19 protein-coding genes, 1 tRNA gene and 2 pseudogenes are annotated in these 18,777 nt (G+C 63.6%); 17 read left to right on the forward strand and 5 right to left on the reverse strand.

Features of this window, described 5'->3' with window-relative positions; genetic code table 11:
- From ETW24_RS14095 to cobJ, 3 genes are read left to right on the forward strand one after another with little or no spacing between them, the layout of a single operon-like run.
- Positions 1 to 630, forward strand: a complete 630-nt coding sequence (locus tag ETW24_RS14095) for a precorrin-8X methylmutase (RefSeq protein WP_129371640.1) — start codon at positions 1 to 3, stop codon at positions 628 to 630.
- 3 nt (positions 631 to 633) lie between these two features.
- Positions 634 to 1,362, forward strand: a complete 729-nt coding sequence (locus ETW24_RS14100; protein WP_129371641.1) for a precorrin-2 C(20)-methyltransferase — start codon at positions 634 to 636, stop codon at positions 1,360 to 1,362.
- A complete protein-coding gene (gene cobJ / locus ETW24_RS14105) occupies positions 1,359 to 2,123 on the forward strand; it encodes a precorrin-3B C(17)-methyltransferase (RefSeq protein ID WP_129371642.1) in 765 nt (254 codons plus the stop codon). The genes ETW24_RS14100 and cobJ overlap by 4 nt, the downstream gene beginning before the upstream one ends.
- Here the strand turns inward: cobJ and ETW24_RS14110 are convergent.
- Positions 2,120 to 2,860 carry a cobalt-precorrin-6A reductase gene (locus ETW24_RS14110; protein WP_129371643.1) on the reverse strand — a complete coding sequence of 247 codons (741 nt, stop codon included), beginning with the start codon at positions 2,858 to 2,860 and terminating at the stop codon, positions 2,120 to 2,122. The two genes, cobJ and ETW24_RS14110, sit on opposite strands and share 4 nt — an antisense overlap.
- Between ETW24_RS14110 and cbiE the strand changes: the two are divergent.
- From cbiE to cobF, 6 genes and pseudogenes are all read left to right on the forward strand, one after another.
- Positions 2,859 to 4,054 (forward strand): annotated as a pseudogene (gene cbiE / locus ETW24_RS14115) (precorrin-6y C5,15-methyltransferase (decarboxylating) subunit CbiE). The gene ETW24_RS14110 and the pseudogene cbiE overlap by 2 nt on opposite strands.
- Positions 4,051 to 4,428, forward strand: a complete 378-nt coding sequence (locus tag ETW24_RS14120) for a cobalamin biosynthesis protein (protein ID WP_129371644.1) — start codon at positions 4,051 to 4,053, stop codon at positions 4,426 to 4,428. Before cbiE ends, ETW24_RS14120 begins: the two are co-directional and overlap by 4 nt.
- The gene (gene cobM / locus ETW24_RS14125) at positions 4,425 to 5,219 is read left to right on the forward strand and encodes a precorrin-4 C(11)-methyltransferase (protein ID WP_129371645.1); all 795 of its coding nucleotides are present in this window, start codon (positions 4,425 to 4,427) and stop codon (positions 5,217 to 5,219) included. Before ETW24_RS14120 ends, cobM begins: the two co-directional genes overlap by 4 nt.
- A gap of 16 nt (positions 5,220 to 5,235) precedes the next feature.
- Positions 5,236 to 6,555: a cobyrinate a,c-diamide synthase gene (locus tag ETW24_RS14130; RefSeq protein WP_129372935.1), complete on the forward strand. Its 1,320-nt coding sequence runs from the start codon at positions 5,236 to 5,238 to the stop codon at positions 6,553 to 6,555.
- Positions 6,552 to 7,274, forward strand: a complete 723-nt coding sequence (gene cobA / locus ETW24_RS14135; protein ID WP_129371646.1) for a uroporphyrinogen-III C-methyltransferase — start codon at positions 6,552 to 6,554, stop codon at positions 7,272 to 7,274. Before ETW24_RS14130 ends, cobA begins: the two co-directional genes overlap by 4 nt.
- A 26-nt stretch (positions 7,275 to 7,300) precedes the next feature.
- Entirely contained in the window at positions 7,301 to 8,053 is a 753-nt protein-coding gene (cobF, locus tag ETW24_RS14140) for a precorrin-6A synthase (deacetylating) (protein WP_129372936.1), read from the forward strand.
- Between the two features lie 46 nt (positions 8,054 to 8,099).
- Here cobF and ETW24_RS14145 read toward each other — a convergent pair.
- A protein-coding gene (locus tag ETW24_RS14145; RefSeq protein ID WP_129371647.1) for an IS5 family transposase occupies positions 8,100 to 8,887 on the reverse strand; the annotation gives its coding sequence in 2 pieces (ribosomal slippage) (positions 8,100 to 8,548 and positions 8,548 to 8,887; 789 coding nt in all).
- A gap of 239 nt (positions 8,888 to 9,126) precedes the next feature.
- On the opposite strand from ETW24_RS14145, the gene ETW24_RS24495 reads away from it, so the two are divergent.
- The 4 genes and pseudogenes from ETW24_RS24495 to ETW24_RS25220 all read left to right on the forward strand — a co-directional run bounded on the left by ETW24_RS24495 (position 9,127) and on the right by ETW24_RS25220 (position 13,480).
- Positions 9,127 to 9,288, forward strand: coding sequence for a DNA methyltransferase (locus tag ETW24_RS24495; RefSeq protein ID WP_205877275.1), 162 nt, complete (start codon positions 9,127 to 9,129; stop codon positions 9,286 to 9,288).
- 33 nt (positions 9,289 to 9,321) lie between these two features.
- Positions 9,322 to 9,876 (forward strand): hypothetical protein, encoded by a 555-nt coding sequence (locus tag ETW24_RS24500; RefSeq protein ID WP_205877277.1) that lies wholly within the window; start codon positions 9,322 to 9,324, stop codon positions 9,874 to 9,876.
- 99 nt (positions 9,877 to 9,975) lie between these two features.
- Positions 9,976 to 10,695, forward strand: coding sequence for a hypothetical protein (locus tag ETW24_RS24505; protein ID WP_205877279.1), 720 nt, complete (start codon positions 9,976 to 9,978; stop codon positions 10,693 to 10,695).
- A gap of 4 nt (positions 10,696 to 10,699) precedes the next feature.
- A pseudogene (locus tag ETW24_RS25220) lies at positions 10,700 to 13,480 on the forward strand (BPTD_3080 family restriction endonuclease).
- Positions 13,481 to 13,528: 48 nt separating this feature from the next.
- Here the strand turns inward: ETW24_RS25220 and ETW24_RS14160 are convergent.
- The 3 genes from ETW24_RS14160 to ETW24_RS14170 all read right to left on the reverse strand — a co-directional run bounded on the left by ETW24_RS14160 (position 13,529) and on the right by ETW24_RS14170 (position 14,619).
- On the reverse strand, positions 13,529 to 13,918 hold the full coding sequence (locus tag ETW24_RS14160; RefSeq protein WP_129371648.1) for a hypothetical protein: 390 nt from the start codon (positions 13,916 to 13,918) through the stop codon (positions 13,529 to 13,531).
- Positions 13,915 to 14,178 carry a DUF6429 family protein gene (locus ETW24_RS14165; protein ID WP_254695615.1) on the reverse strand — a complete coding sequence of 88 codons (264 nt, stop codon included), beginning with the start codon at positions 14,176 to 14,178 and terminating at the stop codon, positions 13,915 to 13,917. The genes ETW24_RS14160 and ETW24_RS14165 overlap by 4 nt, the downstream gene beginning before the upstream one ends.
- Before the next feature lie 351 nt (positions 14,179 to 14,529).
- Positions 14,530 to 14,619, reverse strand: a tRNA-Ser gene (locus ETW24_RS14170).
- A 240-nt stretch (positions 14,620 to 14,859) separates the two neighbouring features.
- Here ETW24_RS14170 and ETW24_RS14175 point away from each other — a divergent pair.
- The 4 genes from ETW24_RS14175 to ETW24_RS14190 are packed head-to-tail and all read left to right on the forward strand — an operon-like array spanning position 14,860 to position 18,749.
- Positions 14,860 to 15,792: an SPOR domain-containing protein gene (locus ETW24_RS14175; RefSeq protein WP_129371649.1), complete on the forward strand. Its 933-nt coding sequence runs from the start codon at positions 14,860 to 14,862 to the stop codon at positions 15,790 to 15,792.
- A complete protein-coding gene (locus ETW24_RS14180; protein WP_254695755.1) occupies positions 15,770 to 16,990 on the forward strand; it encodes a D-alanyl-D-alanine carboxypeptidase family protein in 1,221 nt (406 codons plus the stop codon). The genes ETW24_RS14175 and ETW24_RS14180 overlap by 23 nt, the downstream gene beginning before the upstream one ends.
- A complete protein-coding gene (gene tmk / locus ETW24_RS14185) occupies positions 16,987 to 17,634 on the forward strand; it encodes a dTMP kinase (RefSeq protein WP_129371651.1) in 648 nt (215 codons plus the stop codon). The genes ETW24_RS14180 and tmk overlap by 4 nt, the downstream gene beginning before the upstream one ends.
- The gene (locus tag ETW24_RS14190; RefSeq protein WP_129371652.1) at positions 17,631 to 18,749 is read left to right on the forward strand and encodes a DNA polymerase III subunit delta'; all 1,119 of its coding nucleotides are present in this window, start codon (positions 17,631 to 17,633) and stop codon (positions 18,747 to 18,749) included. Before tmk ends, ETW24_RS14190 begins: the two co-directional genes overlap by 4 nt.
- Positions 18,750 to 18,777 lie beyond the last annotated feature (28 nt).

Here is an 18,777-nt window from a genome sequence, read left to right on the forward strand (position 1 = left end):
ATGCGCCACACCTATGAAACCAACGGCGCGGCGATCTACGCCGAAAGCTTTGCCACCATCCGCCGCGAGGCCGATCTGGCCCGCTTCAACAAGGACGAGGAAAGCGTCGTCGTGCGCATGATCCACGCCGCCGGCATGGTGGGGCTGGAAGAGCATGTGCGCTTTTCCGACGGCATGGCCGAGACCGCCCGCGCAGCACTTGCCAAAGGCGCGCCGATCCTATGCGACGCCTATATGGTCAGCGAAGGCATCACCCGCCCGCGCCTGCCCGCGGACAACGAGGTGATCTGCACCCTGCGCGACCCCAAGGTGCCTGAGATGGCCAAGGAGATGTCCAACACCCGCTCGGCGGCGGCGCTGGAACTGTGGCGCCCGAAACTGGAAGGCGCCGTGGTCGCCATCGGCAACGCCCCCACCGCGCTGTTCCATCTGCTGAATATGCTGCAAGACCCCGCCTGCCCCCGCCCTGCCGCGATCATCGGCTGCCCGGTGGGTTTTGTCGGTGCGATGGAATCCAAGGATGCGCTGATGCAGGACCTGCCGGTGCCGTCAATGATCGTCAAAGGCCGCCTTGGCGGCTCCGCAATCACCGTCGCCGCCGTTAACGCGCTGGCGAGCTGGAAAGAGTAACCCATGACCGTTTCCAAGGGTAAAGTCATCTGCGCCGGGCTTGGCCCCGGGGATCCCGACCTGATGAGCGTGCGGTCGCACCGGGTGATCTCCGGCGCGCGCCACATCGCCTATTTCCGCAAAGCCGGCCGTCAGGGCCAGGCCCGCGCCATCGTCGAGGGGATGCTGGCAGACGGGGTCACCGAACACGCGATGGAATACCCGGTGACGACCGAGATCCATTTCTCGGACCCCGAGTACAACCGGGTTCTGTCGGAGTTTTATGATCAGTGGGCAGACACTCTGGCCGAGATTGCCAAAGGCGAGGACGTGGTGGTGCTCTGTGAGGGCGATCCGTTCCTTTATGGCTCTTATATGCATCTCTACACCCGCCTGCAGTGCCGCGCCGCGCAGGAGATTATCCCCGGCATCACCGGCATGTCCGGCTGCTGGACCGCCTCCGGCCAGCCGATTACCTGGGGGGACGATGTGCTGACCGTGGCAATGGCGACCCTCAGCGAGGATGAGCTGGCCAAGCGCGCAGCGGAAACCGACGCGCTGGTGGTGATGAAGATCGGCCGCAACCTGCCCAAGCTGCGCCGGGCGCTGGAGCGTGCGGGCCGCGCAGATGACGCCTGGCTGGTTGAACGCGGCACCATGCCGGGGCAGACTGTGCAGAAGCTGTCGGAGATCGACGGTGAGGTGCCTTACTTCTCCATCGTATTGGTTCACGGACAGGGGCGCCGGCCATGAAACTATCGCAAAACGGTTGGGTGGTGATTGCCGGCCTCGGCCCCGGAAACGACGCGCTGGTGACGCAGGAAGTGCGCGACATCATTGACGAAGCTACTGATATCGTTGGCTATATTCCCTATGTCAAACGCATCGAGCCGCGTGAGGGGCTGACCCTGCACGCCACTGACAACCGGGTCGAGGTCGACCGCGCCACCCATGCGCTGGAGATGGCCGCCGAAGGCAAGCGCGTTGTCGTGGTTTCCTCCGGCGATCCGGGGGTCTTCGCGATGGCCTCTGCCGTGTTCGAGGCGCTGGAAAACAGTGCGGAAGCCCACCCCGAGTGGCTGGATCTGGAAATCAAGGTGCTGCCCGGAATCACCGCCATGCTGGCTGCCGCGGCCGCCATTGGCGCGCCCTTGGGGCATGATTTTGCCGCCATCAACCTCAGCGACAACCTGAAACCCTGGAGCCTGATTGAGAAGCGTCTGCAGCTGGTCGGTGAGGCTGGTCTGGCGATGGCGTTTTACAACCCGCGCTCGAAGTCGCGGCCGCATCAGTTTGCCCGCGCTTTGGAAATCCTGCGCGAAGCCTGCGGCGCGGAGACGCTGATCACCTTTGCCCGTGATGTGACCAAGCCGGGGCAAGAGCTACTGACGGTGCCGCTGAAGGATGCAACACCCGAGATGGCCGACATGCGCACCGTGGTGATTGTCGGGAACCGCGACACGCGGCGGGTCGGCAATTACGTCTACACCCCCCGCTTCGCAGCTGAGGGTTAAACGGGGGAATGGGACAGCCAGGCCATAACCTCTGCCACGCTGCCCTTTATGGGCCGCACGGGCACCTGTGGCCTGCCGATCATGATGACCGGCAGGCCGAGGTCGCGCGCGGCAGTGAGCTTGGCCGCCGCGCCCGCGCCGCCGGCATTCTTGGCGATCACATGAGTGATACCATGGCGCTGCATCAGGCCGGTGTCACCCGCCGCGTCAAACGGTCCGCGGGCGATTTCGACAGTGGCATGCGGCAGCGGCAGAGGGGCCTCCGGCGCATCCACCAGCCGCAGCAGGTAATGATGCTGAGGCTTGGCTGCGAACTGGGTGAGGTTCTGCTTGCCGATCGCCAGAAACACCCGCGCCGCTGCCGTGGGCAGAGCGTTCACCGCGCCTTCGATGCAGTCCGTGTGGATCCAGCGGTCATCTTTCCCCGCCTGCCAGGCCGGGCGTTCAAAAGCACACAGGGGCGTGCCTGCCGCCGTGCACGCGTGAACCGCATTGGTGCTCATCTGTGCCGCAAAAGGATGCGTGGCATCCACCACATGGGTGATGCTTTCGGCCTTCAGATAGGCAGACAGCCCTTCCACGCCGCCGAAACCGCCCACGCGGGTGGGCAGCGGCTGGCTGACCGGCTTGGCGGTGCGCCCCGCATAAGAGAACACCGCATCCGCGCCGCCCTCGGCGAGGGTCTTGGCCAGTGCCGAGGCCTCGGTGGTGCCGCCCAGAAGAAGGATGCGTGTCATGTCTGATGGCCCTTTGAGACAGTGGCTTACGATCATCGGTCTGGGCGAAAATGGACTGGAAGGCCTGAGTGATGCAAGCCGGAAGGCGCTGGCCGGGGCCGAAGTTATCTTTGGCGGCCCAAGGCACCTGGAGCTGGTGGAGGCTAGCGCCAAAGGGCAGCCCTGGCCGGTGCCGTTTTCCACTGAACCCGTCCTGGCCGCACGCGGACGGCGTGTCGCCGTGCTGGCTTCGGGTGATCCATTCTGGCATGGCGCTGGTGGCTCGCTGATGCGGGATCTGGAGGCAGGTGAATGGGTGTCGCACCCGGCGCCATCGTGTTTTGCGCTGGCGGCAAACCGGCTGGGCTGGAAGCTGGAAGAGGTCCTGTGCCTGGGGTTGCATGCAGCACCTTACACGCGGCTGCTGCCGCTGCTGGGCCGGGGTGTGCGGGTGATCTGCACCCTGCGGGATGGGGCGGCGCCTGCGGAATTGGCGGCCTGGCTGGTTGCGAATGGCCAGCCGGATGCGCAGCTGTGTGTGATGGAGCGGCTTGGCGGCCCCAAGGAACGGCTGTTCCTTACCACTGCCGGGGAATGGGATTTGGCGCCGGGGGGGCTCCGGTCCTTATGGCCATCGAGGCCATGCGGCCCGGGCTGCCGCAGGCTTCGGGTCTAGCGGATGCGCATTTCATCAGCGATGGGCAGATCACCAAGCGGCCCATCCGGGCGCTGACGCTGTCGGCGCTGGCGCCGCGTGCGGGAGAGCTGTTGTGGGATATTGGCGGCGGCTCCGGCTCGGTCTCGGTCGAGTGGTGCCTGGCCGCCCCCGGTGCACGGGCCATTACCTTTGAGCCGCGCGAGAGCCGGCTGGAGAACATCCGCGCCAATGCGTCCGCCTTTGGTCTGGACCACAGAATGACCGCGGTGCCGGGCAAGGCGCCGGATGTGCTGGACGGCCACTCCCTGCCCGATTGTGTGTTCATTGGCGGCGGCGGCTCGCAAGAGCTGCTGGACCACCTGTGGGACATGCTGCCCGAGGGCACCCGGCTGGTGGCCAATGGTGTCACGTTGGAAACGGAAACGCTGCTGATGCAGGCCCATGCGACGCGCGGCGGTCATCTGCTGAAGGCCGAGATCGCCGAGGCCGGCCCCTTGGGAACCATGCGCGACTGGCGACGGGCGCGGCCCGTTATTCAGTGGAGCGTCACGCGATGAAAGTGGCGGGGATCGGCTTTCGCGCCGCCGCCACGGCGGCGGATTTGCAGGCCGCGCTGGCGCTGACCGGGGAGCGTGTGGATGCGTTGGCTTCGGTTGCGGAGAAAGCCGCTGCGCCTGTCATGCAAGCGTTTGCCCAAACCATCGGCCTGCCAGTGATTTCACTGCAGGAACAGGATATTGCCGGGGAGCAGACGCTGACTTGCTCGCCCCGGATCAAGGCGCGGTTCGGCACCGGGTCGCTGGCGGAAGCCGCGGCGCTGGCCGGGGCGCGCCATGGGGCAGCGGGCGCAAAATCACGCCTGCTCGCCCCCAGAGTTGTCACCGCGGATGGGCTTGCCACCGCGGCCATAGCAGAGAGACTTGAGCCATGACCGTTCACTTCATTGGCGCCGGACCGGGCGCTGCCGATCTTCTGACCCTGCGCGGGCGCGATATCCTCGCTTCCTGCCCCGTGTGCCTGTATGCGGGTTCGCTGGTGCCGGAGGAAATCCTGAGTCACTGCCCGGCGGACGCCAAGGTGGTGAACACGGCGGCGATGGATCTGGACACCATTGTGGGTGAAATCAAGGCGGCGCACGCGGCGGGTCAGGATGTGGCACGGCTGCATTCCGGCGATCTGTCGGTGTGGTCCGCAATGGGTGAGCAGATCCGGCGGCTGAAGGCCGAGGGCATTCCAGTCAGCGTCACCCCCGGTGTTCCGTCCTTTGCCGCGGCGGCTGCGGCGCTGGGAACCGAGCTGACACTGCCCGGCCTTGGCCAGTCGGTGGTGCTGACACGGACACCGGGGCGGGCGTCTTCGATGCCCGCGGGCGAGTCGCTGGAGAATTTCGCGCGGACCGGCACCACGCTGGCGATCCACCTGTCGATCGGCAATCTGGATCATGTGGTGGAGAGCCTCACGCCCCACTACGGCGCAGACTGCCCGGTCGCGGTGGTTTACCGCGCCAGCTGGCCGGATCAGCAGATCATCCGGGCGACACTGGAAACCCTGAAGGCCTCGCTGGACGAGAAGATCTCGCGCACTGCGCTGATCCTGGTGGGACCGGTGCTGAAGGGCGAAGGTTTTGACGAGAGCTGTCTTTACGCCGCCGAATACGACCGCCGCTACCGGCCGCAAAGCGCCGAAAGCCCGTGGTCGAGCTGGACCCATGGCGACGATTGAGGGGACGATTGAGACCATGACAGATATGAACCCTCCCGGATTGATGATCTCGGCGCCGTCTTCGGGCACCGGCAAGACCACCGTGATGCTGGGCCTGCTGCGCGCCCTGGCCGAAGACGGCCTTGCGGTGCAGCCCTACAAGAGCGGGCCGGACTATATAGACCCGGCTTTCCATCTGGCAGCGGCCAAGCGCCCCAGCTTCAATCTTGATACCTGGGCGATGGACGCACGCCTGCTGGATGCGGTCACCAGTCAGGCGGCGGGTGCTGAAATCTGCATCGGTGAAGGCTCGATGGGGCTTTATGACGGTGTTGCCACGCGCGGGCAGTCGGGTTTCGGCTCCTCTGCCGAGACCGCCAAGCGCATGGGCTGGCCGGTGGTGCTGGTGGTGGATGTGGGCGGACAGGCGCAATCGGCAGCGGCCACCGCTTTGGGTTTTAAGAATTATGACACCGAAGTGCCCTTTGCCGGGGTCATTCTGAACCGGGTGGCCAGCCCGCGGCATGAGCGGCTGACCCGTCTGGGGATGGAAAAGGCCGGCATCAAGGTGCTGGGCTCCCTGCCCCGGCGCGGCGATCTGGCGCTGCCGGAGCGGCATTTGGGGCTGATCCAGGCGGTGGAGCATCCCGATCTGGAAGCGGCGATTGCAGGCTATGCGGCGTTTCTGCGCGAGAATGTCGATCTGGAGGCAATCAAGGCTGCAGCCCTGGCCGGTCAGGCGCCTGCACCGGCCAGCCTGCCCCAGCCGCCCGCACAGCGGATTGCGCTGGCACGGGATGCGGCGTTTTCCTTTACTTACCCGCATCTGCTGACCGGCTGGCGCGCGGCGGGGGCAGAAATCCTGCCGTTCTCGCCGCTCGCGGATGAGGCGCCCGCGGCGGACGCCGATCTGGTCTGGCTGCCCGGCGGCTATCCGGAACTGCACGGCGGCACACTGGCGGCGGCAGAGACCTTTCGCGCAGGGCTTCGCAAACACGCGCAGAGCAAGCCGGTGCATGGCGAATGCGGCGGCTACATGGCCCTGGGCGAAGCGCTGATCGACAAGGAAGGCAACCGCCACCGGATGCTGGGCCTCCTGGGTCTTGTGACGTCTTACGAGAAGCGCAAGTTTCACCTCGGCTACCGCCGGGCGATCCTGCAGGCGGGCATGCCGGGCTTTGACGCAGGTACTGCGCTGCGCGGGCATGAGTTCCACTATTCCACCATTCTGGAAGAACCCGACGCGCCCTTGGCCAACGTCATGGATGCTGACGGCGGGCCAGTGCCCGAGACCGGCTCGATCAAAGGCAATGTCACCGGCACCTTCTTTCACCTGATCACCGGAGAGCAGGCATGAGCGGCTTTGTCAGCTTTGTCTCTTCCGGCCCCGGTGATCCGGAGCTGCTGACCGTGAAGGCGGTCAAACGGCTGGAGGCGGCGGATGCGGTGCTGTTTGACGATCTGTCGTCGGGGCCGATCCTGAGCCATGCCCGCGAAGACGCCGATCTGGTCGGCGTCGGCAAACGGGCCGGCCGCCCCTCGCCCAAACAGGACCATGTGAGCCGGCTTTTGGTGGATTATGCCTCCTCCGGTCTCAATGTGGTGCGGCTGAAGTCGGGCGACGCGGGCGTTTTCGGGCGGCTTGAGGAGGAAATGACAGCGCTGCGCGAAGCAGGCATTGCGTTTGAGATCGTGCCCGGTGTGACCGCAGCCTCGGCGGCGGCGGCGGCGGCAAACATCCCGCTCACCCGGCGCAAGACGGCACGGCGGCTGCAATTCATCACCGGCCATGACGTGACCGGCGGATTGCCGGATGACCTGAACATGGCAGCCCTTGCAGATGGCGAAGCCACCACGGTTGTGTATATGGGCAAGCGCACCTTTGCCGACCTGTCGGAAAAGCTGATGGAAGCCGGCCTGCCGGACGCCACACCGGCGCTGGTGGCGCTTGGCGTCTCGACGCCGGAACAGTCGCTGCACCGCCACACTGTGGGCGAGCTGCCCGGTCTGCTGCGGGAGATGAAAACCTCTGCGCCGGTGCTGATCCTTTACGGCCCGCTGGCAGAGCCGGAATGAGACCGGACCTTGAGAAAGACACAGCCATGATAGAGCTTAGCCTGATCGGCATCGGCACCGGCAACCCGCAGCACATGACGCTGCAGGCGATCGACGCGCTGAATGCGCAGGACCTGATCCTGATCCCCAACAAAGGTGCCGGCAAGGACGATCTGGCCGGCCTGCGGCGCGCTATCTGCAACCGGGCATTCAAGGGCGATGGCCCGAAGATTGTCGAATTCGCCCTGCCGGTCCGCGACGAGGCCACCCAAAGCTACCGCCAGCGGGTGGATGACTGGCACGACGCCATTGCCGGGATCTGGTGGCAGACCATCACCGCCAATCTGCCTGCGGGCGGCAAGGCCGGGTTTCTGGTCTGGGGCGATCCGTCGCTGTATGACAGCACCATGCGGATCGCCGAGCGGCTGAAGACCCAGGCGGACATCAAACTGACCGTGATCCCCGGCATCACCTCGGTCCAGGCGCTGACCGCGGCGCACGCGATTCCGGTGAATGAGATCGGCGCCCCCTTCACCATCACCACCGGGCGGCAACTGCGCGAGGCCGGCTGGCCGGACAGCGCTGATACGCTGGTGATCATGCTGGACGGGGAATGTTCGTTCCAGTCCATTGATGCGCAGGGGGTGGAAATCTTCTGGACCGCCTACGCGGGCATGGAAAACCAGATTTCCGTTGCCGGCCCGCTGGCGGAGGTTGCGGAGCAGATCATTGAAACCCGCGCCAAGGCACGGGCCGAACATGGCTGGATCATGGACATCTACCTGCTGCGGCAAGGCTAGTCCGCCTCCGGGGCTGGCGGCTGGCTTTCTGCTGGGGGAGGCTAGTTCATGTTGACAAATGGCGGATCCAGAGGCGGATTGATGTGATGTCGACGAAGCCGAGGAAGCTTTCAGCCGTTTTGTCGTAGCGGGTCGCGACGCGGCGGGCATTCTTGAGCTTGTTGAAGCATCTCTCCACCAGGTTCCGCAGTCGATACAGTGGGCGATCAACGCCAACACGCTTCTTTCGCGACTTCCGCATGGGGATCACTGGTTGAATGGCCCGTTCCCGCATCTCGTCGCGAATGCGGTCAGCATCATAGCCTTTGTCGGCCAGTAACACGAATGGTTCGGGGAGATTGTCGTCCATGACAAGATCGAACCCGAGATAGTCTGATGTCTGGCCAGGGGTGATGTCCGTTCGCATCGGCAGGCCGGCGGCATTCACCCGGAGGTGGATCTTGGTCGTGAAGCCACCCTTTGAACGGCCAAAACCCTGTCGCGGGGGCCCCCTTTAGCGCCCGCTGCCTGATGATGGGCGCGGACCACGGTGCTATCGACCATTTGCAGGGCGTCAGGGACGATCCGGCTTTCGGTCAGCGCCTCGAGGATCTGTTCCCAGAGACCTGCGAGCGTCCAGCGGCGGAACTGCCGATAGACACTTGACCACTTTCCGAATTCTTCGGGCAAGTCCCGCCATGGTGCCCCTGTCCGAGCAATCCAGAAAACACCATCAAGAACAAGCCGGTGGTTTGTGGGTTTGCGCCCATTCGGGGCGCGAACAGACAAGATGAACCGCTCAAAGAACGCCCACTCCTCGTCCGACATCAGGTCTCGTGCCAAGCTGGTCTCCATCGCAGATACCAGCTTGAATCACGATCAGAGAGCGGCGTGAATCCCTTTTGTCAACACAACCTAGCTATCAAGGAGGCGAATTTGATCCTTGGGCTAAGAACTCCCATTGGAAATGCCATCACCCAGTTGGCGTTGAGCGCCTTGCTAAAGCAGGTCGGTTGGCCCTGCCTTCTACTGCTTCAATTGCCTATCTCAGATACATGGATGACTTTCCTGTCCAAGCGATCTCAAATGTTTGGATGGATACTCAAACAGGCGTCTTTACTGACGAAAAGACCTATGTCGTCCAGACCAATCTGAAAGTCATCGAACGCTGCCTCCTGATGACCACCGATCCCGGCGATCTGGAGCTCGATCCCACCTGCGGCTCCGGCACCACCGCTTTCGTCGCCGAGAAATGAGGGCGGCGCTGGATCACCTGCGACACCTCTCGCGTGGCGATCACACTGGCCAAACAGCGGCTGATGACCGCCTCTTTCGACCACTACGCCCTGCGCTATCCACATGAGGGGCTGAAAGGCGGGTTCGATTATCAAACCGTGCCGCATATCACGCTGAAAAGCATCGCCAACAACCCCGACATCGACACGATTTATGACGTGGATCATCCCAAGATCACGGTCGCACTCGACGCCCTCAACACCGCGTTGACTGCCTCCCCGCCCAAACCGATCAAGCCCACCCAAGGCGTGCGCAAGGGCAAGCCGGCGGACTTTGCCAAGGGCGACTCCCTGCATGAATGGGAGGTCCCCTTCGGTCTGCCTGACGACTGGCCAGACAGCGCCAAACAACCCTTCGAGGCTTTCCACACTGCGCGCCAAGCCATGCAGCGCCGCATGGACCGGTCCATCGCAGATCATGCCGATCAGGAGACGCTGTATGACAAGCCCCGCATCGACAAGAACCGCCTGCGCATCACCGGCCCGTTCAGCGTTGAGGCCGTGCCCGCGCCTACTGTGCTGTCGCTCGACGAAAGCGTGCCACCGTAAGAGGCGGATGAAACCGTCGCCCGTTCCGGCGAAACCTCGCGCCAATCGCTCTGGCGCGACGAGCTGCTGAAAACCGGCGTGCGCGGCAAGGGCAGCGCGATGCTGCGTTTTGCCGAATTCGAGACCCTGCCGGGCCTGAAATACATCCATGCGAGTGGATCATTGGCCGACACCGGCGAACGCGTCGTCGTCAGCTTCGGCCCCGAGCACGCGAGCCTGGAACAGCGACAGGTGGAACTGGCCCTGACCGAGGCCGAGACCCTGCGTCCGTCGCCGAAATTCATCCTGTTCTGCGCCTTCACCTTCGACCCCGAAGCAGCCAAGGACATCGACGAAGTGAACTGGCCCGGCGTGACGTTGCTCAAGGCGCAGATGAACACCGATCTGTTGACCGAGGATTTGAAGAAGAAGCGCGCCTCCAACCAGTCGTTCTGGCTGATGGGCCAGCCGGACGTGGACCTGCGGCGGCGCAAAGACGGGATGTGGGAGGTTGAGGTCAACGGCTTCGACTATTTTGATCCGAAGGCGGGCGATCTGGTGTCTGGTGGCAAAAACCAGATCGCCATGTGGTCGCTGGACGTGGATTACGACCAGCGCTCGCTGATGCCGCATCAGGTGTTCTTTCCCATGGCCGACGCCAAGGGCGGCTGGAACCGCCTGTGCAAGACGATCCGCGCGGAGTTGGACGAGGACCTGCTGGAGCAGTCCCACGGCACTGTGTCACTGCCGTTCGAGGCCGGAGACAACAAGCGGATCGCGGTGAAGATCGTCGATGATCGCGGGATCGAGTCCCTCAAGATCATGCCGCTGGAGGGGTAAGCCCATGTCCCTCATCATCAACACACCCCTCGTCTGCCCCGCCCAACATTGGGTCGAAGCCAAGGGCGGCAAGCTGGAGATCAAGACCGAGCGACGTCCGGCAAGCTACGAGGTCTTCGACGCCCGCAACAACACCAAGCGGACCGAGGTGCTGGATCTGGTGAACACCATCCACACCCGCGTCGACGCCTGGCGCGAGGCGGGCTGGCCCGGCGTGACCATCGTCACCCGCAAACTGCTAGAGCACTGGCATGACCGCGATGCGCGGCAGTACCCGTTCTATTTTTGCCAGCTGGAGGCCATCGAGACACTTATCTGGTGGGTCGAAGGGGCCGAAGCGTTCAAGCAGGATATAGCGATCCCCGGCGATGGCGGGACGTGGGAACGCCTGTGCAACAAGATGGCCACGGGCGCGGGCAAGACTACGGTGATGGCGATGATCATCACCTGGCAGGTGCTGAACGCGCTGACCTATCCGAAGCGGAACAAGGATTTCAGCCGCGCCGTATTCATCGTGGCTCCCGGGCTGACCGTGAAAGAACGGTTGCAGGTGCTGCTGCCAAGCGAGGGCAGCTACTACGATGAGTTCAATCTGTGCCCGTCCGAGGCGCTGCGGGCGAGGTTGAACCAGGCCGAAGTGCTGATCGACAACTGGCATTCACTGATGCCGCTGAAGGAAGCAGATCGCTCGGTCGTCAAGAAGGGCCTCGAGTCCGACGAGGCATACACGCGGCGGGTGCTGGGCAAGCTGGCCACTCACAAGGACATCATCGTCATCAATGACGAGGCGCACCACGCCTATCGCAAGCCGCCCGAGGTGAAGATCAGCAAGAAGCAGGCCGCCGAACAGGGCATCGACCTGGACGAGGCGACCCGCTGGATCGAAGGGTTGGACCGTATCCACAAGACCCGCCGGATCCAGCGCTGCTTCGATCTTTCGGCCACGCCCTTCGCGCCCACCGGAAAGAAAAGCACCGACACGGCGCTGTTTGACTGGATCATCTCGGACTTTGGCCTGAATGACGCCATCGAGGCCGGGCTTGTGAAGACGCCGCGCGTGGTGGTGCGCGACGATGCCCTGCCGGACGCCAAGACGCTGCGGTCAAAACTCTACCATATCTACCGTGATCCCTCGGTGTCCGAGGATCTCAACCGGGCGAAGGCAGAGCCGCACGAGGCCCTGCCGAAGCTGGTGCAGGACGCCTACACGCTCCTCGGTGCCGACTGGCGGGAGACGCGAGCCCAGTGGCGGGATGTCGGGCATCACTCGCCTCCGGTCATGCTGACGGTGTGCAACCGTACGGAAACGGCTGCCCGCATCGAGAATTATTTCAACAAGGGTGACGCCCACTGGCCGGAACTGCACGCCATCGCTCGAACACTGCGGGTGGATTCAAAAGTCCTCGACAAGGCCAAGATTGGCGAGACAGCGACGTCAGACAAGGATTACGAAGCGCGGCTGAAGGAAATCATCGAAGCCGCCGACATTCCCGAAACCCGGAAGCAGCGCTTCCCCTGAAAAAAGAAGAGCTTCTGCGCGAGATCGTCGACAATGTCGGCAAGCGCGGAGCCGCTGGGCAGGATCTGCAAAACGTTATCTCAGTCGCAATGCTCTCAGAGGGATGGGATGCCAAGAATGTGACCCATATCATGGGCTTGCGTGCATTCACGTCGCAATTGCTGTGCGAGCAGGTCGTTGGGCGAGGCCTGCGCCGGGTTTCGTACGATACCGACGAAAACGGCCTGTTCCTGCCCGAGTACGTTAACGTGTTCGGCGTGCCGCTTTCCATCTCGGAGACTGGAGAAGGCGGTGATGCGCCCCCGCCGCCAAGGCCGACGACGCAAATCGAGGTTATCCCGGAACGGGCGCACCTCGAGATCAAATGGCCAAACGTCTTGCGTGTGGAAACCGTCGTGAAACCGCAACTGACCGTTGCCTGGGACAAGGTGCCACCTCTGCTGCTTGACCCCGCCAGCACACCGATCAGTGCGGAATTGGCTCCTGCGCTCGGCGGCGCGACGGACATGGGCAAGGTCACAGCGATCGATCTGGAAAAGCTGCCGGATGGTTTCCGGTTGCAGCGCCTTGTCTTTCAGGCCGCCCGGAAGGCGTTTGCCGAACTGAGCCACGGTTTCTCTGGGACACCCGAATACTTGGCTGCGCAGTTGGTCAGGATCGTCGAGACATTTTTGCAATCCGACCGCCTCGAAATCCCATCCCTGTTTCACTCCGACCCGCTCCGTCGGCGGATCCTCATCGCACTGAACATCGATCTTGTGGTCCAAAATGTCCTGAGCAACGTGGCAGAGCAGAACACGGAGCGCCTGACACCTGTCTTCGACGAGGAAAACCCGATCGGTGCAACCGGTCAGATGCGAACCTGGTACACGACCAAGCCATGCTTCCCCTCAAACAAGTCTCACAGTCGGGGATTCGTCCTGGGAGGGCCATGCAGCCAATGTCTTTGAGACCCGGGATGACGTGGAAGCCTATGCCAAGAACGACCATCTCGGCTTCCAAGTCTATTACATGTGGGCAGGCTCTCGGCGGCGATACGTCCCGGACTTTCTCGTTCGTCTCGCGGGCGGCAAGCTCCTGGCCCTCGAGATCAAAGGAACGGACACCCCGCAGAACAAGGTCAAACGCGAGGCACTGAACGAATGGGTCAAAGCGATCAACGCGGCCGGAGGCTTCGGACGCTGGGATTGGGATGTGGCGTTCAAGCCGGGCGAGGTTCAGGACATCATCACGAGGCACGCTTCCGTTGCTGAGCCGGCCGAGTAGAGCAGAGAGGCGTTTCTGGGACACCTGATCGGGCCAAGCGCATCCTGACTATACCGGCCGCTCGGATTCTTTGTTATCGCCAATCACCGCCAGCAGGGCTTCGTCCAGCTTCGGATCATCCCATGCTACGGAAATCGCCAGCCAGCGATCGAGGTGGTCACGAAACTGCGGATCGTCCCGGTTCATATGGAATGTGTAGAGCCGGTTAGTGATTTGCCGCATCACGTCGCGCATCGCGCCATCGTCCATGTGGCTGACATCGGTCCACGCTATCCGGCGGCCGTCTGCGTCGGTCACAAAGACATCGGAAAAGTCGCCAGTGTGAGTGACCGGAACGATCCCGGCATGAAGATCCTCAATGCCGGTGTTGCGCGCACAGATCATCGCCATCAACTTGGCCAGCCTGGCAGCGATGCGTTCCTCATCCGCTTTCTTCATGGATCGGTGCCTTGCGCGCCATCGTGCCGCTTCGCAAACTCCGCCAGCAGGACTGCCTCGGCGCGTGCAAGCCCGTCCTCGGTCAACATCAGGGACTTTGCCTTGCCGACAGGATCAGCGATCAACCCTTTGGCATGAAGCCGGTCAGTGATGGCCCAGTCGAGGCCTTTCCAGACGCGATTTCCATCATGAAGTGACAGGCTGAGGATCGCCAGCGCGACGTCGTCAAGCTTCTCAGTATTGAGGTCCAGTTCCGCCATTTTTGCCCCCTCCCAGAGCAGCATGGCGGCTGGGTGGAAATTTCTCAATGGCACAAAGGGCTTGCAAGCGTCGAATGAGGAATGAGAAAGTTCGATTTCGGTCCGTTTAAAGAGCCGCGACCGACGTCGAAGCGTTCAGGTTGACCGAGACCCCATCCCAACAACTTCAATAGGTTACAGGCTTTGCACCAAATCCGCGCAGTCGAGAGGTCCAGAGAATATCGGCCCGGAGAGAACACCTTTGGGCATGCTGGCCCAGGTGCCGGTTTACAGCCCCTCCCGCATAACCCTTTAATATAACGGAAAAATCTGGCCGCAGCCGGATCTGGAGAAACGTTTCTCTAGGGCAAGTGGCGGGGAGACAGGGATTCGAACCCTGGGAACGCTCTCACGTTCAACGGTTTTCAAGACCGCCGCATTCGACCACTCTGCCACCTCCCCGGTCCGTTCAGCGGTTTAGGACGCAAAACCGGATGAGGCAAGGGGAAATCCACAGCGCAAGGGAAATCTCAGCCCAGCCCCGGCCGCGCGGATTCATGCCGTCCTTGCGGGTTTCCCTTGTGCCGCGGCCCGTCAGGGTTTTCATGGCCGTATGCGCAGGCTATCATGCCGCCAAATCAAGAAGACCGGGCATTCCGGCGGGGGCGCAAAAGCGCCGCGGGCACAGGCAAGGATGAGAGCATGAAAGACACCATGTCGACAGCAAAGACGGCCCCGCGGATTGCCGCGGCGGTCTTGGGCCTGCTGTTGATGGCAGGCTGTGAAGACGGTTCGAAACTGGCCTTTTTGCAGCCCAAAGCCAAAGCCGGGGGGGAGGTTCAGGCCTCCAGCAGCACCAAGCTGGTCGAGCGCGACGTGGAAGCCCCTGATGTGTTCCAAGTGACCGAAGCGGGGCTGTGGGACGGGCGCCCGTCGATCGGCGGGGTCTGGGTCGCGCATCCCGACACCAAGGACCCGGAGCGGGTGATCATCCGCAACAATGCCAATGGCCAGTTTGTGATCGGCGCCCTGTTCCGGCGCGAACGGGAAATACCGGGTCCGCGGCTGCAAGTGTCCTCCGACGCGGCCGCCGCGCTGGGAATGCTGGCAGGCGCCCCGGCTGAGCTGAACGTCACCGCCCTGCGGCGCGAAGAAGTCAGCAACGAGCCCCCGGTTGAGGATCAGACAGCTGAGCTGCCTGCAGCAGAGGCAGACGCCGAGGCGGATCCTGCCGCGGTACTGGCCGCAGCCGCCGGACAGGAAATCTCTGAAACACCGCTGGATCCGATTGCAGGCGCCGCCGCCGCGATTGAAGCCTCTGCCCCGGCCGTTCCGGCGCAAACAGCGCCCGCACAGGCAAAGCCTGCTGCCGCGCCGGCAGCCAGCGCGCAAAAATCCGCCCTGGACAAACCCTACATCCAGATCGGCATCTTCAGCGTTGAAGCCAATGCCAAACGGACGGCCAACATGATGCGCAGCGCCGGCATGGTGCCAGTGGTGCGCGAGCAAGCCTCCAGCGGCAAAGCGTTCTGGCGGGTTCTGGTTGGCCCGGCGCAGAACAAGACTGAACGCAGCCAGCTGTTGAAAAGCGTAAAGGAAACCGGATTTGCGGATGCCTATGCTGTCACCAATTGATCCCGGCGCCAAGCGCCTGGGGCGCACTCTGATCTCTTCGCTGCAGCTGGCTTTGGCCACGGGACTGGCGGTCAGCCTGCCGGCGTTGCCGGCCGCCGCCTTTGATACCAAAGCGCGCGCCGCCTATGTTCTGGACGCAGGCACCGACACGGTGCTTCTGTCCAAGAACGCCGATGTGCCGCTGCCGCCTGCCTCGATGTCCAAGCTGATGACGCTGTATGTGGCGTTTGAGGCCCTGCGCGACGGGCGGCTGACGCTGGACGAGACGCTGCCGGTCAGCGAGCACGCGATGAGCTACAAAGGCTCCACCATGTTCCTGGACACCCAGGACCGGGTGCGGGTTGAGGACCTGTTGCGCGGCATCATCGTGCTGTCCGGCAATGACGCCTGTGTGGTGATCGCCGAGGCGTTGAGCCCGGACGGAACCGAGGCCGGCTTTGCCCGCTATATGACCAAGCGCGGCCAGGATCTGGGCATGACCGCCTCGACCTTTGCCAACTCCAACGGCTGGCCTGCTGCCGGGCACCGGATGTCGGTGCATGATCTGGCAATTCTGGCCGAGCGGATGATAGAGGACTTCCCGGAATATTACCCGCTGTTTGCCGAAACCAAGTTCGAATTCGATGGCCGTGCGCCGTCCAACATCCGCAACCGCAATCCGCTGCTGAAGCTGGGCATCGGCGCGGACGGGCTGAAGACAGGCCATACCGAAGAAGCAGGCTATGGCCTGGTCGGCTCTGCCCAGCAGGGCGACCGGCGGGTGATCTTTGTGGTCTCCGGGCTGGACAGCGAGCGCGGGCGCGCAGAGGAGGCCGAGGCCCTGGTTAACTGGTCGTTTCGCCAATTTACCAAAAAAACCGTTGCCCAGGAGGGCGTCGCCATCGCCGAAGCCGAAATTTGGCGCGGGGCCGAGCAATCGGTAGGGCTGGTGCCGGCCAAGGATCTGGAGATCCTGCTGCCGTCGCTGTCGGCCAAGACCATTCAAGGCGAAGTCGTCTATAACGGCCCGATCGAGGCGCCGGTCGCGAAGGGCCAGCGCCTGGCAGAATTGGTTTTGCAGCCCGAGGAGCTGCCGGAGGTCCGGCTGCCGCTGGTGGCCGAAGCTGACGTGCCCGCCGGCGGTTTTGTAGTCCGTGTGAAAACCGCGGCACAGGTGCTGATCAAGCAGTTTCTGACCGGTCCCGAGGGGGCGCTGTGACAGCTGGCGCAGAGCGCGGCCTGTTCATCACCTTTGAAGGCATCGACGGGTCCGGGAAATCAACGCAGTGCCGCTTGCTGGCGGAAACCTTGCGCGACGCAGGCCGCGACGTTGTGCTGACACGGGAGCCGGGCGGCTCTCCCGGCGCCGAGGAAATCCGCCGCCTGGTGCTGGAAGGTGATCCCGACCGCTGGTCGGCTGAAACTGAACTGCTGTTGTTCATGGCAGCGCGGCGCGACCATCTGGAGCGCACCATTGAGCCTGCTCTGACGGCGGGCAAGGTGGTGATCTGCGACCGTTTTGCAGACAGCACGCGAATGTATCAGGGGTTGTCCCGTGGTGATTTGCGTGCGGCAGTGGACCAGATGCACAAGCTGATGATCACACGCGAGCCGGACCTGACCCTGCTTATCGACATGGACCCGGCCACAGGCCTTGCCCGTGCCAAGGGGCGGCAGGGCAAGGAAGAACGCTTTGAGGATTTCGGCATCGGGCTGCAGGAGAAGATGCGCGCGGGTTTCCTGGCGCTGGCGCAGGAGTTTTCGGACCGCTTCCGGGTTGTCAATGGCGCCCGCCCGGTGGAGGCCGTTGCCGCAGATGTGCGCCGGCTGGCGGATGCGGCCTTGGAAGGATCCCGGGTATGAGCACCGATGACGACCTGCCGCGCGCAGATCAGGCCGAAGGCGCCCCGCATCCGCGCGAAACCCAGCAGCTGATCGGACAGGACGCGGCGGAGCAGGATTTTCTGACCGCCTACACCTCCGGCCGGCTGCACCACGGCTGGCTGCTGACCGGCCCGCAGGGCGTCGGCAAAGCCACGCTGGCCTGGCGGATAGCCCGTTTTCTGCTGGCCACCCCCCCGGCGGAGGAAGGCCTGTTCGGCGCCCCGCCCCCGCCGCAGACATTGGACATTGATCCCGAACACCCGGTCTCGCACCGCATTCAGGCGCTGGCGGAACCGGGGCTGGCACCGATCACCCGCTCTTATGACGACAAGGGCAAGTTGCGCAGCCAGATTGTGGTGGACGATATCCGCAAGCTGAACCGTTTCTTCGGCCTGTCGGCGACGGATGGCGGGCGCCGGGTGGTCATTGTCGATGCCGCCGACGATATGAACATCAGCGCTGCCAACGCGCTGCTGAAGATGCTGGAGGAGCCGCCCGCGCGGACGACCATCCTGCTGATCTCGCACCAGCCCTCGCGCCTGCTGCCCACCATCCGTTCGCGCTGCCGCACCTTGCGGCTGGGGCCTTTGTCAGCTCCGGATATGGAGGCTGCGCTGGCGCAATCCGGCGTTGAACTGCCTCAGAATATGGAAAATCTCGCCGCTTTGGCCGGCGGCTCGGTCGGGGCTGCGCTGCGGCTGATCAATCTTGGCGGACTCAGGATCTATGCCGAGCTGGTGCAGATCCTTGCTTCCATGCCGCAGCTGGACCGCCAGCGCGCCATGGCACTGGCCGAAGCGGCCGCTCAGCGCGGGGCATCCGCGCGTTTTGAACTGCTGCTCACGCTGACTGAGATGGCGCTGGCCCGGCTCGCGCGTACAGGCGCCACCGGTGCGCCGCCAGCGCCGGAAGCAGCACCGCAGGAGGCAGCGATGCTGTCGCGGCTGTCGCCTGACACGCGCAAGGCGCGCGCCTGGGCTGACCTCGCAGCAGAAGTGACCGCCCGCGCCCGCCATGGGCAGGCGGTGAACCTTGACCCTGCCGCGCTTGTCCTAGATACGGTTTTCAAGATGCAGGAAACCGCGTCGCGCTGAGGCCGGAAAGGCCCCGCGGCACTTACGG

The organism is Leisingera sp. NJS204 (genome assembly GCF_004123675.1).
In the GTDB taxonomy this organism is placed as follows: Bacteria; Pseudomonadota; Alphaproteobacteria; order Rhodobacterales; family Rhodobacteraceae; genus Leisingera.

Coding starts and splice junctions, on each gene's coding strand:
- ETW24_RS14095 (WP_129371640.1), top strand. CDS start 1: ATGCGCCACACCTATGAAACCAACGGCGCGGCGATCTACGCCGAAAGC.
- ETW24_RS14100 (WP_129371641.1), top strand. CDS start 634: ATGACCGTTTCCAAGGGTAAAGTCATCTGCGCCGGGCTTGGCCCCGGG.
- cobJ (WP_129371642.1), top strand. CDS start 1,359: ATGAAACTATCGCAAAACGGTTGGGTGGTGATTGCCGGCCTCGGCCCC.
- ETW24_RS14110 (WP_129371643.1), bottom strand. CDS start 2,860: ATGACACGCATCCTTCTTCTGGGCGGCACCACCGAGGCCTCGGCACTG.
- ETW24_RS14120 (WP_129371644.1), top strand. CDS start 4,051: ATGAAAGTGGCGGGGATCGGCTTTCGCGCCGCCGCCACGGCGGCGGAT.
- cobM (WP_129371645.1), top strand. CDS start 4,425: ATGACCGTTCACTTCATTGGCGCCGGACCGGGCGCTGCCGATCTTCTG.
- ETW24_RS14130 (WP_129372935.1), top strand. CDS start 5,236: ATGACAGATATGAACCCTCCCGGATTGATGATCTCGGCGCCGTCTTCG.
- cobA (WP_129371646.1), top strand. CDS start 6,552: ATGAGCGGCTTTGTCAGCTTTGTCTCTTCCGGCCCCGGTGATCCGGAG.
- cobF (WP_129372936.1), top strand. CDS start 7,301: ATGATAGAGCTTAGCCTGATCGGCATCGGCACCGGCAACCCGCAGCAC.
- ETW24_RS24495 (WP_205877275.1), top strand. CDS start 9,127: ATGGATACTCAAACAGGCGTCTTTACTGACGAAAAGACCTATGTCGTC.
- ETW24_RS24505 (WP_205877279.1), top strand. CDS start 9,976: ATGCTGCGTTTTGCCGAATTCGAGACCCTGCCGGGCCTGAAATACATC.
- ETW24_RS14160 (WP_129371648.1), bottom strand. CDS start 13,918: ATGAAGAAAGCGGATGAGGAACGCATCGCTGCCAGGCTGGCCAAGTTG.
- ETW24_RS14165 (WP_254695615.1), bottom strand. CDS start 14,178: ATGGCGGAACTGGACCTCAATACTGAGAAGCTTGACGACGTCGCGCTG.
- ETW24_RS14175 (WP_129371649.1), top strand. CDS start 14,860: ATGAAAGACACCATGTCGACAGCAAAGACGGCCCCGCGGATTGCCGCG.
- ETW24_RS14180 (WP_254695755.1), top strand. CDS start 15,770: ATGCCTATGCTGTCACCAATTGATCCCGGCGCCAAGCGCCTGGGGCGC.
- ETW24_RS14190 (WP_129371652.1), top strand. CDS start 17,631: ATGAGCACCGATGACGACCTGCCGCGCGCAGATCAGGCCGAAGGCGCC.